Below are 15,867 nucleotides of genomic sequence, written 5' to 3'. Positions count from 1 at the left end.
AACACAGCTTCGCAAGCCGGGCTGAAGATCAAGCGGCATGTTCTGAATCATTCAGAGATGAACGATTCAAGGAACGATGACCGTTGATCCATGCCCGGTTTCGTCTTTGACGGCCAGAAGGGCCTGATTCGCGTTATCGAGAGAAAATACAGAAACCTCTGGGCGAATCTTGAGGTCTCGCGCGGTCGTAAGAAAGTCGCGGGCATCTTGTCGCGTCATGTTCGCAACGCTTCTCAATTGCCGTTCTCCCCACAGCAGCTTGTCATAGTCGAAGGCCGGGAATTGGTCCAGGTGAATCGCATTGATTGCCACCACTCCGCCTTTGCGCAAGCTGGCCAAAGCAGTTAGAACAACCTTGCCACTTGGAGCAAAGGTGATGGCACGATCGAGCGGTACGGGAGGCTGGTCTGCCTCTTTGCCGATCCACGTTGCGCGGAGGGAGGCAGCTCGATCCCGATGGTTCTGTCCTCTCGTCACTACGTAGACTTCGCAATTCCACGACTGCAGAATGGGAATCGCCAGGCTGGCGGAGCTGCCAAAACCAAAGAGTCCGACTCGCTCGCCCGGCTCGACTCCAGCCACACGTAAGCTGCGAAAGCCGATGATGCCTGCGCAGAGCAGCGGCGCAACGTGCACATCATCTAAACCTGCAGGCAGGGCGAAGGTGAAATCGGTGCGGGCAAGGGCGTACTCGGCATAGCCTCCATTTACTGTGTAGCCGGTAAAGGTTGGCTTGTCGCACAGGTTCTCCATGCCGTGCTTGCAGTACCAGCAGTCCCCATCTACACCGCCGATCCAGGAAACGCCGACGCGCGATCCCAGCGGTAATTCCGGCGTTGCGCCTTCGACCACCTCTCCCACAATCTGATGGCCGGGAATAATCTGCGGATGAAGCGGCGGCAGCTCTTTTTCCACGATGTGCAGGTCGGTGCGGCAAACTCCGCAAGCCACTACGCGAAGCAAGACATGCCCCGCTGTCAGTTGGGGGCGGGGAACATCCTCGATCTGCAGAAAATGTCCAGGCGTTGCAGAGGCGGGCCTGAAAATTGCAGCCTTCATCGTCAGTTATCCTCCGGATTCCAGATGTGCAGTTGGCCCTGCGTGGAGTAGGAGGCGTGCACGTTGGTTCATGCCGCATCCATCCTCAAAGGCGATCCGGCTTCTCCGCCCGCGCCCTTCTGCGCGTCTGGGCTACCCGCAACAAGATAATGGACGAACCATTCTGCGGCAACTTCCGCCACCCGCTCCAGAGCGCCTGACTCCTCGAAGAGGTGCGTAGCTCCAGGGATGATGACGAGTTTCTTCTCCTTGCATCCTAACCTGGTCAATGCTCTCCGGTTCAATGCGAGGACCGCTTCATCGTCTCCTCCAACGATCAGCAAAGTAGGCGCGCGAACAATTCCGAGAGAGCCGTTCGCCAGATCAGGGCGTCCTCCGCGTGAGACGACAGCAGTAACAATGTTGGGGAGTCGCGCCGCGGCTACCAGTGCCGCTGCAGCGCCAGTGCTGGCACCGAAATAACCGAGAGTGATCCCTCTCGCATCCGGATAGTGTGTCATCCACTGGGTTGCGCCTGCCAGACGCCGTGCCAGCAGCTCGATATCAAAACGAAGCTCCGCTGTCGGCCGATCGATGGATTCTTCTTCTGCGGTCAGCAGGTCAAAGAGTAAAGTCGCAATTCCACGCGACTGCAGCACCCTTGCAACATAACGATTTCGCGGGCTATGGCGACTGCTGCCGCTGCCGTGCGCAAACAGGACGATTCCTTTAGGCGCCTTCGGAAGGCTCAAAGTGCCAGAGAGCGTTACTCCCGCGATCTCCATGGAGACTTCGCGTTGGTCTATGTGGTTTTCAGAATCGGAGAGGGAAGTAGCGTGGGGCGCAGTACCCAGGCAATCTTCAGAGCCTTGAGATTTGAGGGGGCGCTCTGCTTGGCGGAGTAAGTTGCACACTTCTTCGTCAGTAATCTGGGAGAAATGCCCGTAGAACTGTCCGACGGAATAGAAATTCTCTGGAGTATACAAGCAAATCAACTCATCTACTTCTCTCCTAAGCCAATCGCAGGTGGAAGGAGGCGCCACCGGAACCGCTACTACCAGCTTCGCCGGTTTCAATTGCCGCAGGGCCTGGATCGCCGCGTAGATACTGGATCCGGTGGCGATGCCGTCATCCACCAGTAAGACAGTTCGCCCTGCTACATCCAGCGGAGGGCGGTTGCCTCGATAGAGATCCGCTCGCCGCTTCAATTGCTCTTTTACCTCCTGCGTAATTCGTTCGATTTGCTGGGGCGTGATTCCCGCTCTCTGGATAAGATCCGCATCCAGATAACGCGCCTCGCCAGCCGCAACTGCGCCAAAGGCCAGTTCTTCGTGTCCGGGCACGCCGAGCTTTCGGGAAAGAAAAATATCCAGCGGGGTGTCGAGTTCTCTGGCGATCTCAAAGGCGACGGGAACACCGCCGCGGGGAATTCCAAGTACGATGACATCACTGCGGTGGGCATACGCTCGAAGCTGCATGGCCAACCGATGTCCAGCGTCTTCTCGATTTGTGAAGAGCATTTCTACCCTCCCAAGACTCTGCAAACTTCATCCGTGGGAACCAATGTCTGGGATGGTCTGCTATGGCCTATCCGCGATGCCGCCTGATTGCCCTTCTTTATGCGTTCGCTTGAGCAGTTCCCGCAGCTGCTGTCTTGTCGGGTGAGTTACGGAGCCATCCTCCAATAGCGCCTGCCTGTGCAAAGCTCTGATCTGCCTGCCCGTCGACTAACTCAAGATTGCACGCATGCTTCAAGAGAAGTTCTGGCAGCACCTCATGCAATGTGATTTCGGGCCGCAGGTCCTGGGAATGGCCGCAATTCCAGGCCGAAGAAGCCATCGTAAGCCCGCATCCCGTGCATTGATAGAGCATGGGATTAAAGCCTTGCGAGAGAACCAGCGTCGCAAGCCGGCCTCTCTGCAATTGGAGGAGCGTATGATCCGGCCCGAGGACGGTGTCCTTCTTGCTGTTGAGCAGGTCTTTAACAAGCTGTCTCTTGCGCTCGGTGCGATGGGCGGCAAGCTGTTCCTCGACAAACTTTTTCAGGGCCACGGGGCCATCTTCTTTGGTTCCGTGGGAGATTCTGGTGACGTGATCCCTGAGGTCATGTGGCAGCTTTCCCTCTACTGGCTTGGTCAACCGATCGGAGCCAAGCAGGTAGATGTGCTTCGCAGATCTTGCTTTACAGAAAGCAGTGATTGCGCCGGCGACCTCCGCGCAGAAGTGTAGATATTGTTCATCCATGCGCTGCTCGTAGTTGTCGCGTAGCGCGCCATGCGGTATCCGGCCCCCTGGGCTTGCCATGCGTGCGTATTCCAATTGCTTCCATTGTGAATCGTCGATTTCCAGTCCCTTGGTCTCTAGCTCCGACAGGTTGCCATATTGATAGAGAAAGAGATGAGCGCCCGATCGATCCAGGGCGACGATGCAGCTGGGAGCAAATTGGTCTGCGATGCAAAAGAGTTGCCAGAGCTGGGGTTTGCCCCAATGCAATTGATTCACGGGTTCCACCTGAAGAGGAACTTCCTTCCATGTGTTCGGTCCGGCAAATAGAGCCAGCCCTCTCTGCTCCGATCGGTGTTCTTCCAGGAATCCTTCAACCCGGCGAATCTGATCGTGGATGCCATCGTTTGTGAGCAGGGGCTTACTCTCTTTCTTGAACCATGCCATGTACCCAGGGGTGGGGCGGCAGTTGCTAGATAGCGCAGGATTGGTGTCAAGGTAAACAGTGAGCACGGGTTGCGGCAGTTGAATCAGAGAGGATAATTGAAGCGCATCGGACATACATCCCTCGGTTCTAGAGTTGTCTCGGACGTTTCGCGGGTGCCCAGCGTAGGTGGGATCCAAAACAGTAGAATGCGGACAGGAAAACCCGTAGCGATCCGACGCAAATTTCCGATAATTAGGATGCAGGATGCTCGCCAAAGGGACGCCAGGTAAGGCCATCTTTTTCAGCGACTTTACGCGCTAGTCTGGAGAGATACCGATCCTCCTCGCCCTCAGAGAGATATAGCGATGCGAGCTTCGTTGTTCGGCATCCAAGTAAATAAAGAAACCGCACCTTTAGGCACGATGCGGGATATCCGCTCGCTGGGAAACGGCGCGGATTGGAGGAGACTCATGAAAGCGAAAGACATCATGAGTAAGACACTCTTCTGCTGCACGGCTGAAGATTCCATTCAGCAGGCAGCAAAACTGATGAAAGACAACGACGTTGGAGCGCTTCCAGTGGTGAATGATTGCAAGGAGCGAAAATTGCTCGGCATCATTACCGACAGGGATATTTGCCTGCAGGCCGTTGCACTTGGAAAACCAGTAGATAAGATGAAGGTCTCAGAGGCGATGACCAAGTCGCCAATCACATGCTCTGCTGATGATTCGATAGAGACATGCGAAAGCCTGATGAGACGCAACCAAGTAAGGCGGATTCCCGTGGTAGATGCACGCGGGATGTGCATGGGCCTTATCTCTCAGGCCGATGTAGCGCTTCACGATACGGCGGAGCACATTCAACAAACGATGGCTGCCCTATCCAGGCACCAGGCGCACGGCCACGTGGCTGCAGCACGCGCATAGCAGCAACGCAGCCGCGCCACCATACCTAAGGAAGCATAATGCTTGCGGGCAGTACGGCAACGATCCAGGGCTAGATGAGCCGGGCTGCCCGCTGGATCTCTCCATGCGCTTGACCGTGTGCCTCACCCCGAGAAATGATTAAGAAGTCTTTTCTCTGGGGTGGGGAGTATCGCTCGCACGTGTTGCCACCGGTCAGCAACCGCTGGAGAGATATGGAATCGCTGAATCCAACCAAGCATTCAATTTTGTGCGTCTGCCTGCGCGGCTGGTGTCTGAGCCTGCTTTTGCTTTGCTCGTGGAGCGCGGGCCATGCTGCCGATAAGCCGACGGAATACCGGTTGCACCTCTATCACACCCACACAGCAGAACGACTCGACATCGTTTATCGCGAGGGAGATAGATATCTACCCGATAGCGTGGCCCGCCTGGATGAATTCCTGCGCGATCATCGCACGGGAGAAATCTACCAACTCGATCCACGGCTCTTCGACCTGCTGCATGACCTGACAATTGCTGTTGGCGAGCCGGACGTTGAGATCGATATTGTCTGCGGCTACCGGACTCCGTGGAGCAACGAGTTCCTTCGTCAAACTACAAGCGGCGTTGCATCCCACAGTCTGCACGTGCAAGGTGAGGCAATCGATATCCGCATTCCTAACGTTCGCACCAGTCGATTGCGCGATGCCGCTCTTGCTCTTCATCGCGGAGGTGTCGGCTACTATCCGAAGTCAGAATTTGTTCACGTTGATGTTGGCCGGGTGCGACGCTGGTAGCTGAGGGCAGGATGCTGCTCCGCCTGCGGTTGCCGAATATGGACAACCATTATCCAGCGCACGGCGCAGAGCTTCGTCGTGTCCATAGATATCACGGTAGAAGTGGACAATGCCACCCTCTGACACGGTTGCTGTCCCATACAAGATAAGGACCGGGATCGGCGTCTTTAGATTTACACGTATGGTTTCGTTTCCTGACATCGCATCGCGAATGCGATCCGGCGTCCACTCCGGGTTTTCATGGAGCACCCAGGCGGCAAGAGCCGGAGGGTCTTCCACGCGAATGCAGCCATGGCTGAAGTCGCGGCGGGATTTTGAAAAGAGTGCGATCGAGGGCGTGCCATGCATGTACACGTCATACTGATTCGGAAAGTCAAACTTCACCAGCCCCAACGCATTCTTATCGCCGGGAACCTGTCGAACCATGAGCTTCCCACTCTGAAGTCCTGCAAGGATGGAAGCATCGATCGCGCCAGTACTGAGGACTGTGCCGGAAGGATCAACTACCTCGTATCCGTGCTTGAAAAGGTAGTCGGAGTCGGCTCGGAGATTCGGCAAGATTTCAGCGCGCTGGATGCTTAGCGGCACATTCCAATAGGGACGGAAGATGACGGAACGAATTGTGCTGACGAAGACCGGTGTCTGATGGCGGTAGGCTTTGCCTACTACGACATTCATGCGGAGAGCCGGGCGCTGCTGTTCGCCCATCGCATAAAGCCGAAATTCAGGGATGTTCACCACGATCGGAGGCCGTTGAAACTCGTGCGGAAGCCAGCGCCATCGCTCTAAGGTAAGCTGCAACTAGGCGACGCGAGCGCTCATTGGTACATTGAGTTCTTTGACTGTGACAGAATCAATGGCTCCCGTTACGTCCAGTCCATTCCTCTGCTGATAGTGCTTCAATGCATCCACAATCGGCTGCTGATAGATCATGGATGCGGCGTCGAACTCTTTCTGCGGGGGCAAGTCGCCGAATGATGCTAACAGCTGCGCTAGTTGTGCCAGATAGCTGTAGGATTCTCCCGGGTGAACGGGCTTTGAGGGAATGGGCAGCAATACTTGCGTGTTCTGACGTGCCAGATCGGAGTATTTCTGCAGGACCACAACGGTACGTTGATAACCTGGGAATGGAGGCTCGACCTGCCGCAGAGAAGCCGGGACATCCGGTGCGTGAATGAGCCGTTCCTCAAGGAACTGGGATAAATCGAACGGCTCATGACCAATGTCCAGATCAATATGAAACATTCTGGGATTCATGCGCCCCATATGCAGATCGGAGATATATCGCATGGTGCAGACGGTGAGTGCGAGATCGAAGCGAACCAGGTCAGACTCCGACAGGGAACTTTTCTGTGCGAAGGTTGCCAGCCGACTTTTCCATAGCGGTCCGTCGTAACCTTCCGGGCGCAACCCTTCCTTATCGGCGGCTTGTAGTATCTCGATGACGGCGCGAGCCTGGGGAGTAGGCTGCAAATCCTGTATCCATGGCAGGGTCCCGTTTACCGAACTATAGAACTGCCTTACTTCGACCTGTTCCCTCTGGAAGTCTGGCCAATGCAGGTCAGGGAGTTTCCCCGACGTCACCAACTTATCCTGTAGCGAACGCCCTGCGTCTGTCAGCCTCAACAGCGCCACAGACTGAGGATTGCCGGCCGCGTGAGAGTTGGATCCGTGGCACCCGGTGCCAGCAAGATAGAGCAACAAAAGACAGTAGATGAGGCGATACTGCAGACTGGATTTATTACCTGCGCCCTTTCGCTCAAATCGGCATGCCGACTCTCTGATCCGGCCAAACAGTCTGGAAGTTGTCACAGAAAATTATCTTTCGTGAGTCCGTTTGAATTCGCACTCAATTGCGATTTCCATCATAATAGGAGCAGGGTCTATTTCGCGGGTATCGCACCGTTCGATCGTTGACGAAATTATGTTTATGGATAGCGTAGAGAAAAGGCATCGCAGGACGCAACTGACAACCATAGTCATGCTCTTACTTGCGCTTTTCTCCTGGGGCGTGCAGTACAAGCTCTCACTGTACGGTGATCCTGCGAAGTCGATCGGCATGCCCCAGGCTAAGCTTCTTTCGCAAAAAGAGCGGCCAATCCTGCTAGATCGTGCTGGTCCAGAGGATTCGCGGCTCCCGGACCAGCCTCTACTTCCATTTGTTTATGCATTTCTCGCCAGCTTCGCATTCCTTGGCCTGATCGGCGCGCCAGGGACGATCGTTCCACGTCGCACTCAAGAGGCTGCCGGGTGTGACCAGCGACCCAGCCTCAGTTTTTTCTTCTTCCGCCCTCCTCCGGTCTACACTCCTTCCAGGTAATCTCCCCCTGCAAACGAGCCAGTGCTAACAGCACAGGCCACGAAACCACCGTTCTCTGGCCGGAGAATGATGTGGTGCGTGATGTCTATTCCGGCGTGAAGTCCATAGGTGTTGAGAAAAATGTACAAACGATCTTTCCCCCTCTTCATCGGGATGGCAGCGTTGCTTCCCTGGATGAGCCTTCTGCTCGCCGGTTGTAAGGATGCTGAGTCGCATCCCAAGGCCGCTGAAATCCCGTCTGCATTGGTGACTCGTGTTGTTCGAGACAATCTTGCAAGCACCCTCACTGTTGCTGGACAGTTTCAACCTTTTCAGGAAGTGGATCTCCATGCAAAGGTCTCCGGCTACATTCGCCGGATTGGCGTTGACATTGGCGATCGAGTTCGAACAGGGCAAGTGATTGCGACGCTGGAGGTGCCGGAGTTGACTGCGCAGGTTGCCGGAGCACAGGCGTCTGTCCAGCACAACGAATCAGAAATCGCTCGTGCCAAGAGCGAAGTTCTTGGAGCCGAATCCAATCACGTCGCGCTGCACGCTGCTTATATGCGTCTTGAGCAGGCATCAAAATCGCGTCCGGGGCTAATTGCGGAGCAGGAATTGGATGACGCACGGGCCAGGGACTTGGACTCCGAAGCGAAGATCAGCATAGCCAAGTCCGCGCTGGAGGCGTCGGAAGGGAACCTCGGGGTAGCTCGCGCCGACAGACAACGCATACAGGCTCTGTCCGCTTACTCCGTTATTACGGCGCCATTTAGCGGCGTCATTACCATGCGCTACGCTGACACCGGCTCCCTGATTCAGTCCGGCACCACTTCCAACACTCAGGCCATGCCGGTAGTCAGATTGGCCCAGAGCGACATGCTGCGCTTGCGCATGCCGATACCGGAAAGCGATGTTCCGTATATCCAGGATGGTGACGAAGTTCAGATTCAGGTCCAGGCAACGGGAAAGACATTTCCTGGAAAGATCGTTCGCTTCACCCGCTCCCTGGATACATCGACAAGGACGATGCTGGCGGAGGTTGATGTTCCCAATCCCGATCTTAAGCTGAGCCCCGGAATGTATGCGCAAGTGGTGATTGCGCTGCAACAGCGAGACAACGTGCTGACGATTCCAACTCAGGCCATAGTGCAGAGTGAGGGGCAGCCCTATGTGCTGGTCATCGATGCGTCGGATACAGTTCGAAAGAGACTCGTCACACTTGGGATCGAGGGACCAGATAAGTCGGAAGTTATAAGTGGTGTTGCCGCTGGCGATCAGGTGATTGTATCGGGCCAGACGAACTATCAGGTCGGAGAGATAGTTCGTCCGAAGATGACCCGACTCATGACGACGCCAAAGCAGGGAGGCAACTAAACAATGTCTTCCTTTGCAATCAAGCACCCTTTTTTCATCTTGATGATGTGCCTTGTTGTGATTGTGGTAGGAGTCACGACCGTGGCGCGGATGCCTGTTGACTTGTTCCCTGAAGTTGACATACCCGTCGTAGTGGTCGCGACGTTCTATGCTGGCATGCCGCCGCAGCAGATCGAGTCGAACATTACGAATAGCTATGAGCGTTTCTTTACGCTCGGTAGTGGGATCGACCACATCGAGTCACGCTCGCTACCTGGGGTCAGTCTTATCAAGATTTACTTTCAATCCGGCACGGATGCGAGTGCGGCTGTTAGTAACGTCTCGAATCTTGCAATGGCGAACCTTCGTCGTCTGCCTCCCGGAACGCTGCCTCCCGTGGTGCTGAAGTTCGATGCCTCGAATTTGCCCGTCTGCCTGATCACGCTTAAGGGACAAGGTTTGAATGAAACGCAACTCAAGGACCTGGCTCAGTTCAGTGTTCGAAACCAGGTTGCAAATGTTCCTGGTGCCTCTGTACCTCAGCCATATGGCGGACGTTATCGACAGATTATGGTCTACGTAGATCCGGTGAAGCTCGAAGCCCACCAGATGAGCGTGATGGACGTGGTTCATTCTCTGAATGAATCGAACCTGATCCTGCCTGCGGGCGACGTGGCGATCGGCTCAAAGGACTACAACATCTACGCGAATAGCCAGGTTCCTGCCGTCGATGAGATCAATGATCTGCCGTTGAAGACCGTCGGCAATGGATCTGTCATGGTGGCAGATATTGGTCAAGCTAAAGATGCCGGACAACTGCAGACCAATATCGTTCGCGTGGATGGGCAACGTTCCGTCTATATTCCCGTACTCAAGCAAGGCGGTAACTCGAATACCATCACAATTGTAGATGGTGTAAAAGATGCAGTGGCTCACCTCCTAGATATTCCAAAGGTACTAAAGACTGATGTGGTTTTTGACCAGTCTACCTTTGTAAAGATCGCAGTTAAGAATGTGATCAATGAAGGTACGATTGGTCTTGTTCTCACGGCGCTGATGATCCTGTTGTTTCTGGGCAATGTTCGCGCGACTATTGCGGTGTTGCTATCCATCCCTATCTCCTGCCTGGCAACCTTTCTTGCATTGAGCATTGGTGGAAGTTCGATCAACACCATGGTGTTGGGCGGGCTCGCGCTGGCACTCTCCCGCTTGATTGACAACTCCGTTGTCGTGCTGGAAAACATCTTTCGTCACATGGAGATGGGAGAGGAGGCTTCCATTGCCGCAGAGCTAGGAGGGAAAGAAGTGCAGCTTGCAGTTCTGGCCGGAACAATCTGCACCTGTATCGTATTTTTCCCTGTGGTGCTGCTATATGGAGTAAGTAAGTACCTTTTCACCGCTCTTGCATTGGCCGTAGTGATTGCTCTCTTTGCGTCCTACGCAGTTGCGATGACGGTAGTTCCGGTATTCTGTGCGCTCTTCGTCCGTTTGGCTCCTGGGCATGAACACCATAACGCGGCTGAAGCCGAAGAAGACCTGGCTGAGTGCATCGACTCCTCAAAAAAACATCATCTCTTCGGAGTTGTTGTCAGCCGATTCAATGCGGCTTTCCGTGTGCTGCAAGATCATTATGAGCGCACGATCACTCGACTACTCGAAACCCCTGCAAAGGTTGTCGGTATCTGTGCCGCGGTGTTTCTTCTTAGCCTGATCATTTATCCATTTATGGGGAAGGCGTTCTTTCCGCGCACAGATCCTGGACAATTCGTTGTGAACGTAAAAGTTCCAGCAGGAACTCGCATTGCATTGACGAACGAATATGTTGCCAGGATGGAGCAGGATATTCGCAGCGTAGTTGCCGCGAGGGATCTGAACATCATCGTCTCAAATATCGGAATCACGCCAGATCTTTCAGCCATCTACACCTCGAACTCCGGAATGCATACTGCCTTTATTCAAGTCAGTCTTAAAGAGGATCACAAGACTGGCAGCTATGCTTACATGGAGCGTGTACGAAGGAAGCTGACAGATGACTTCCCCGATGTACAAACCTATTTCCAGGCAGGGGGACTGGTTGACTCTGTCGTGAACCAGGGTAAGCCTGCACCTATTGATATTCAAATTGGTGGAAATCATCTGCAGCAGTCCTACCAGCTAGCCGAAGTCGTCGCTCAAAAACTGCGCGGACTGCCTTCAGTTAGCGATGTGCTTATTCCGCAGGATGTGAATTACCCCGGTCTGGAACTGAAGATCAATCGTGAGCATGCCGCATTGCTTGGCATTTCACCCAAGGACATAGTGGATAACGTGATTACTGCACTGACCTCGGACGGCATGATAGCTCCGAGTTTCTGGGTTGATCCGAAGAGTGGCAACAGCTATATGCTTACGGTTCAGTATCCAGAAACGCAGATCCAGACGCTCACAGATTTCAAGCAGATTCCGCTGCGTGCTCCGGGCGGCGCAAATACAACACCACTTGAATCGGTCGCCGACATCCGTCAGATGAATACTCCGACTGAAGTGGATCACTATCAACTGCGTCGAACATTTGATGTCTACGTTATGCCGAAGAAGGAAGATCTGAGTCGCGCCGGTGCAGATGTCAACAGGGTATTGAGAGATACGGAGATGCCAGAGGGAGTTACCGTGAAGGTGAGGGGTGCGGTTCGCGATATGCAAGCATCTTTTTCAAGCTTCGCCATCGGCCTAATTCTTGCGGTCGTTCTCGTCTACCTGGTTCTCATGGCTCAGTTCGCCTCATTCTCAGATCCATTTGTGATTCTTCTGGCTGTACCACCCGGACTTTCAGGCGTTCTGGTTTTCCTGATGCTTACCGGCACAACGATGAACGTAATGTCTCTGATGGGTTGCGTCATGATGACTGGCATCGCGGTTTCCAACAGCATCCTGATCGTCGAATTTACAGGGACACTTCGAAAGGGAGGAATGGCGCTCAAAGAAGCGCTGGTTGAGTCTTGCAAGGTCCGCTTGCGGCCTATCTTGATGACCAGCCTGGCAACGATTCTGGGAATGATTCCAATGGCGCTCGCACTAGAGCCTGGCAGCGAACAATACGCTCCGCTGGCACGCGCGATTCTAGGGGGGCTGACAGCATCGGTTGCGGTTACCGTGTTTTTGGTGCCGGCTGCTTACCTGCTCATTCACCGCAACGAGGAAAACAATGTCGCCGCGGCGGAGGAGGCCTGATGCTGAAACTAACGATGCGTTACCTGGTGGTTTTCGCTCTTACGATTGGATGCACCGTTATCCTAAGGGCACAAGCCCAGTCCACATCATCGCTGCCGAATGCACCTGGTGCAAAAGGCTCTCTTATCTTGCTGGCGAAGCAGCAGGGAATATTGCCATCGGCCCCTGCGCAGATGCCCACGAGTACCAGTGGAGCGACTCGGCTCACGCTTCCGCAAGCAGAACAAATTGCTCTTGCGAATAACCCACGCATCCGCGTGAGCCAACTACTCGCCAAGGTGCAGCACCAGATTGTAAGGGAAGTTCGTGCAGACGAACTTCCCAACCTTACTGGAAATATGACTGCGGTTGAAGCAAAGCAGGGAAGCCGCTTATCCGCAGGTTTTTTAACCTCATCAACGCTCGTAGAGCACGCGGGGATGGGTGCCCAGGTAAGCGAGATGGTTACGGACTTTGGGCATACACGGAACATGGTTGCAGCAGCGGCCTTGCGCGAAAAGGCTCAGCAGGCAGATGCCGAAGCAAGCCGTGAGGACATAGTCCTCGCAGCGGATGAAGTGTTTTTTCAGGCGCTGGAAGCACAGGCCACTTTAAAGGTAGCTCAGGAGACGGTGGCTGCACGACAGGCGCTGGTGGACCAGGTGAGTGCGCTGACCTCGGCAAAACTCAAATCCGATCTTGATCTGAGCTTTGCGCAAGTCAACTTGTCTCAATCGAAGCTGCTGGTACTGGATGCCGAGAATAACGTGAATGCCGCTAAGGCAGCGTTGAGCGCTGTTCTTGGATATGACCGGGAAATGGATTTTCAACCTGTCGAAAGCGCGGATCTACCTGCGTTGCCTGCGGATGCTGAACCTTTGATCGTCTCTGCAATCCAAAACCGCCCGGATCTTCAATCGTTGCGCTTTGACGAGCAGGCAGCACGGAAGTTCAGCCGTGCGCAGCATGAACAGTTTTTCCCAACCATCAGGGTACTGGGGGTTGCCGGCCGGACTCCCGTAGGTTCAAGTCAATATTTCAACAGCGACTGGTACGGAGCGGCGGGAGTCAACATGAGTATCCCGATCTTCAACGGCTTTCGCTATTTCGCACAGGCGTCTGAGGCAACGCTACAGGCGCAGGCAGCGGCTGAGCGCACACGCGATCTCCTGAATCAGGTGGTGCGTGACGTCAGGACATCGTGGCTCAACGCTAACACGGCCTTGCAACGTGTCACTGTTACGAATGAACTTCTCAAACAAGCCAACACCGCGCTGGAACTGTCCCAGACACGATATCAATTGGGCTTGAGTTCTATCGTGGAGCTGAGCCAGGCGCAACTCCAACAAACGCAAGCCGCGATCAGCAATGCAAACGCACGATCCCAATATGGCGCTGCCATGTCGGTCTTGCGCTTTCAGACGGGGGCGCAACCATGAGGTGTCACATCATCTTCGTCGCAACCTGCATACTTGAAAGAGTTGCTTTGTGCCACTTGGGGTGGTGTGCTCATGTAGAAAAAAGTCGAGTAAGTCAAAGTCGTCTGCGAAGTTGGCCTGGATAGACTCCGCGCTTTCGCGGTGAACGGGCAAGCCGCTGCAGGAGCGCGGTCCTTCGAGAGCAAATGCCTGCACAATTAGTATTCCGGAGGGAGCAATACTGCGAGCCGCAACGTTTGCATACTGTGTCCTGTGCTCCCTCTCGGTCAAAAAATGATAGGCAGCTCGATCATGCCAGATGTCAATGTCTCGTGCTCTGTTCCACTGGAGCACATCGCTCTCAATCCAGTTGACCTTAGCCGCCTGCGGGCCGAGTCTCGCCTGTGCTATCTGCAACGCGCTAGCCGACACATCGAGCACGTTGATGTTTGAGAAGCCTGCGCGAAGCAAGAGATCCACCAGGTGGGAGCTTCCTCCTCCGATATCAACAATGGCGCCACTCAGGTTTTTCGAGCTTTTTCGAATCAACTCGAAAGATACTGCCGGAACCTCCTCAAACCAACTTACCTCATGCTCGGCGCGGGTTCTATAGATGTTGTCCCAGTGGTATTTTCGCTGCTCACTATTCAGCATGGTTCGTCTCGGTATCTAATGTCCCTGGTTATGGTCAATATTGTTGTTGTAGTTTACCCATGTTCATCCATGAGAAACTACTTCGCAACCTATAACAATGACACACACAATTATCCGGCGACTATGCTCTCTGGAGTGGTCAAGGCTAGAGCTATGTCAGGTTGCGATAGCAACGTATTATGAACCAGGCATTGATGTACAGAACGCAGCAAAGCCTGTTTCTGATCTTCAGACAATGGTACGGGGCAGTCGACGTGTATACGGAATGTTCCCATGCGTGCTGGCTGTTTTAGCTTCTCGGCAGTAACTGTAACTGTGAGGGTGCTCTCGGAAAGATTTCTCGTCTTCAAATATTGGGCTGCATAAAACGCTGCACAGGAGCCGAGCGAAGCAAGCAGAAGTTCCGGCGGCGTCATCCCTGTATCCTGGCCACCGTTGTCTGTGGGCTGATCGCTGATGATTGTGTGTTCCCGTGCCTGAATTGAAAATCTTACGTTATCGAGATGGGTTACCTTAACTTCCATAATTGTTTGCATGCCTTTCTTTGAAATATGCTTGTTATAGCGCTGTTGCTGTTTCAGATAAGTCGCACCGCTCCCAGAACAGCGTGAATGGGAAATCATGATCAGACAAATTGGTGTGATCTTCCGCAGCCATTCCCCGAACTGTCTCGACTCCCCAATTGTGCCAACAGCATTCCACGCCTCTGCCAGGGCTACGCACAGAGATGGAACTGCTCCTTCTTTGCCTGCATCAAGGCGAAGCATCGATCTATAGGTCTGATCGCGGAGAGTATCCATGGTTGGTTGAGTAGACCGCATAAGTTCAGGACCCTCCTCCATCCGGCTGCTGTGCAACTACGATGTAGGAATAAGTACCAACCTCAGATATTGAATGAATGATGAATCCGGCGCCGGAGAGTACTATCGCCACACTCTCGGGCGAAATGCGGTGTTCCGTCGGTGGTCCGGGTGGTTGTTCCACATCAGGGCGCCAATCGAGTATTGCGATTCGTCCCTGGCTCTTGCATATTCGATGTACCTCATCAAGTACTGCTGATGGATCATCCACTTCGTGCCAGATGTTAGCAAGGAAGACCAGGTCGCAGCTGTGATCGGGGAGACTAGTGGCAGACGCCTCGCCTGAGATGCAGTCCAGGTTCGTTATACCGGAAGCAGGTAATTTGCTTTGTAGCCTGGCGAGCATCTCTGGTTCGACGTCGACGGCAAGGACTCTTCCTGTCTCCACTGCCTTGGCGAACGGGAGAGCGAAATAGCCTGTGCCTGCGCCGACGTCGGCCACAGTCCATCCTGCATCGAGATTCAGGACTGCAAGGACATCTGCTACAGGTAGCCATGTCTTGCGTTCGGGAGCATCGAGCTTATGAGCCTGCGAGGGAGAGAATCTTCGTTCGTGCATTGGCTACCTTCAACGAGTGGATTGTGTTGTGCAATCTTTCAGGCCCATCGCCCGAAAGATCATCATAGCGGGACACCAGTTGGTGAGCGCGGACTGGAATAGATTCAGGCCAACAAAGGCCGTCAGCAAAAGCCACCACGCAGAG

General features: G+C 54.2%; 13 protein-coding genes. 5 read left to right on the top strand and 8 right to left on the bottom strand.

Translation table 11 applies throughout. The annotated features are described in order from the left end of the window. Positions 1-66 precede the first annotated feature (66 nt). The 3 genes from VM554_12550 to VM554_12540 form a co-directional block, all read right to left on the bottom strand. Positions 67-1,059 (bottom strand): zinc-dependent alcohol dehydrogenase family protein, encoded by a 993-nt coding sequence (locus VM554_12550; protein ID HVJ09204.1) that lies wholly within the window; start codon positions 1,057-1,059, stop codon positions 67-69. A gap of 68 nt (positions 1,060-1,127) precedes the next feature. Continuing rightward, positions 1,128-2,558 (bottom strand): phosphoribosyltransferase family protein, encoded by a 1,431-nt coding sequence (locus tag VM554_12545; GenBank protein ID HVJ09203.1) that lies wholly within the window; start codon positions 2,556-2,558, stop codon positions 1,128-1,130. Between the two features lie 97 nt (positions 2,559-2,655). Next, on the bottom strand, positions 2,656-3,822 hold the full coding sequence (locus tag VM554_12540; protein ID HVJ09202.1) for a VLRF1 family aeRF1-type release factor: 1,167 nt from the start codon (positions 3,820-3,822) through the stop codon (positions 2,656-2,658). A 231-nt stretch (positions 3,823-4,053) separates the two neighbouring features. Here VM554_12540 and VM554_12535 point away from each other — a divergent pair, with 231 nt between their 5' ends. Both VM554_12535 and VM554_12530 read left to right on the top strand, forming a co-directional pair. Then, positions 4,054-4,614: a CBS domain-containing protein gene (locus tag VM554_12535; protein HVJ09201.1), complete on the top strand. Its 561-nt coding sequence runs from the start codon at positions 4,054-4,056 to the stop codon at positions 4,612-4,614. 134 nt (positions 4,615-4,748) lie between these two features. Next, the gene (locus VM554_12530) at positions 4,749-5,387 is read left to right on the top strand and encodes a DUF882 domain-containing protein (GenBank protein HVJ09200.1); all 639 of its coding nucleotides are present in this window, start codon (positions 4,749-4,751) and stop codon (positions 5,385-5,387) included. Here VM554_12530 and VM554_12525 read toward each other — a convergent pair. Together VM554_12525 and VM554_12520 are read right to left on the bottom strand one after the other, a co-directional pair. Continuing rightward, positions 5,343-6,125, bottom strand: coding sequence for a L,D-transpeptidase family protein (locus tag VM554_12525; GenBank protein ID HVJ09199.1), 783 nt, complete (start codon positions 6,123-6,125; stop codon positions 5,343-5,345). The genes VM554_12530 and VM554_12525 overlap by 45 nt on opposite strands. A 63-nt stretch (positions 6,126-6,188) precedes the next feature. Next, the gene (locus VM554_12520) at positions 6,189-6,971 is read right to left on the bottom strand and encodes a peptidoglycan-binding protein (GenBank protein HVJ09198.1); all 783 of its coding nucleotides are present in this window, start codon (positions 6,969-6,971) and stop codon (positions 6,189-6,191) included. A gap of 856 nt (positions 6,972-7,827) precedes the next feature. On the opposite strand from VM554_12520, the gene VM554_12515 reads away from it, so the two are divergent. Genes VM554_12515 through VM554_12505 form a run of 3 tightly spaced genes read left to right on the top strand, consistent with a single transcriptional unit; the run spans position 7,828 to position 13,670 of the window. Beyond that, complete coding sequence (locus VM554_12515; protein ID HVJ09197.1) at positions 7,828-9,063, top strand: efflux RND transporter periplasmic adaptor subunit; 1,236 nt, start codon at positions 7,828-7,830, stop codon at positions 9,061-9,063. A gap of 3 nt (positions 9,064-9,066) precedes the next feature. After that, entirely contained in the window at positions 9,067-12,252 is a 3,186-nt protein-coding gene (locus VM554_12510; protein ID HVJ09196.1) for an efflux RND transporter permease subunit, read from the top strand. Further along, on the top strand, positions 12,252-13,670 hold the full coding sequence (locus VM554_12505; GenBank protein ID HVJ09195.1) for a TolC family protein: 1,419 nt from the start codon (positions 12,252-12,254) through the stop codon (positions 13,668-13,670). The genes VM554_12510 and VM554_12505 overlap by 1 nt, the downstream gene beginning before the upstream one ends. A gap of 9 nt (positions 13,671-13,679) precedes the next feature. Here VM554_12505 and VM554_12500 read toward each other — a convergent pair whose 3' ends face one another. The 3 genes from VM554_12500 to VM554_12490 form a co-directional block, all read right to left on the bottom strand. Then, positions 13,680-14,303 carry a class I SAM-dependent methyltransferase gene (locus VM554_12500; GenBank protein HVJ09194.1) on the bottom strand — a complete coding sequence of 208 codons (624 nt, stop codon included), beginning with the start codon at positions 14,301-14,303 and terminating at the stop codon, positions 13,680-13,682. A gap of 110 nt (positions 14,304-14,413) precedes the next feature. Next, positions 14,414-15,124, bottom strand: a complete 711-nt coding sequence (locus VM554_12495) for an OsmC family protein (GenBank protein HVJ09193.1) — start codon at positions 15,122-15,124, stop codon at positions 14,414-14,416. Between the two features lie 4 nt (positions 15,125-15,128). Continuing rightward, entirely contained in the window at positions 15,129-15,722 is a 594-nt protein-coding gene (locus VM554_12490; GenBank protein ID HVJ09192.1) for a methyltransferase domain-containing protein, read from the bottom strand. Positions 15,723-15,867 lie beyond the last annotated feature (145 nt).

Source organism: Acidisarcina sp. (assembly GCA_035539175.1).
GTDB lineage: Bacteria > Acidobacteriota > Terriglobia > Terriglobales > Acidobacteriaceae > JANXZS01.
Note: the sequence above shows the minus strand (reverse complement) of the source record. Positions and strands in the feature narration are given on the sequence as shown.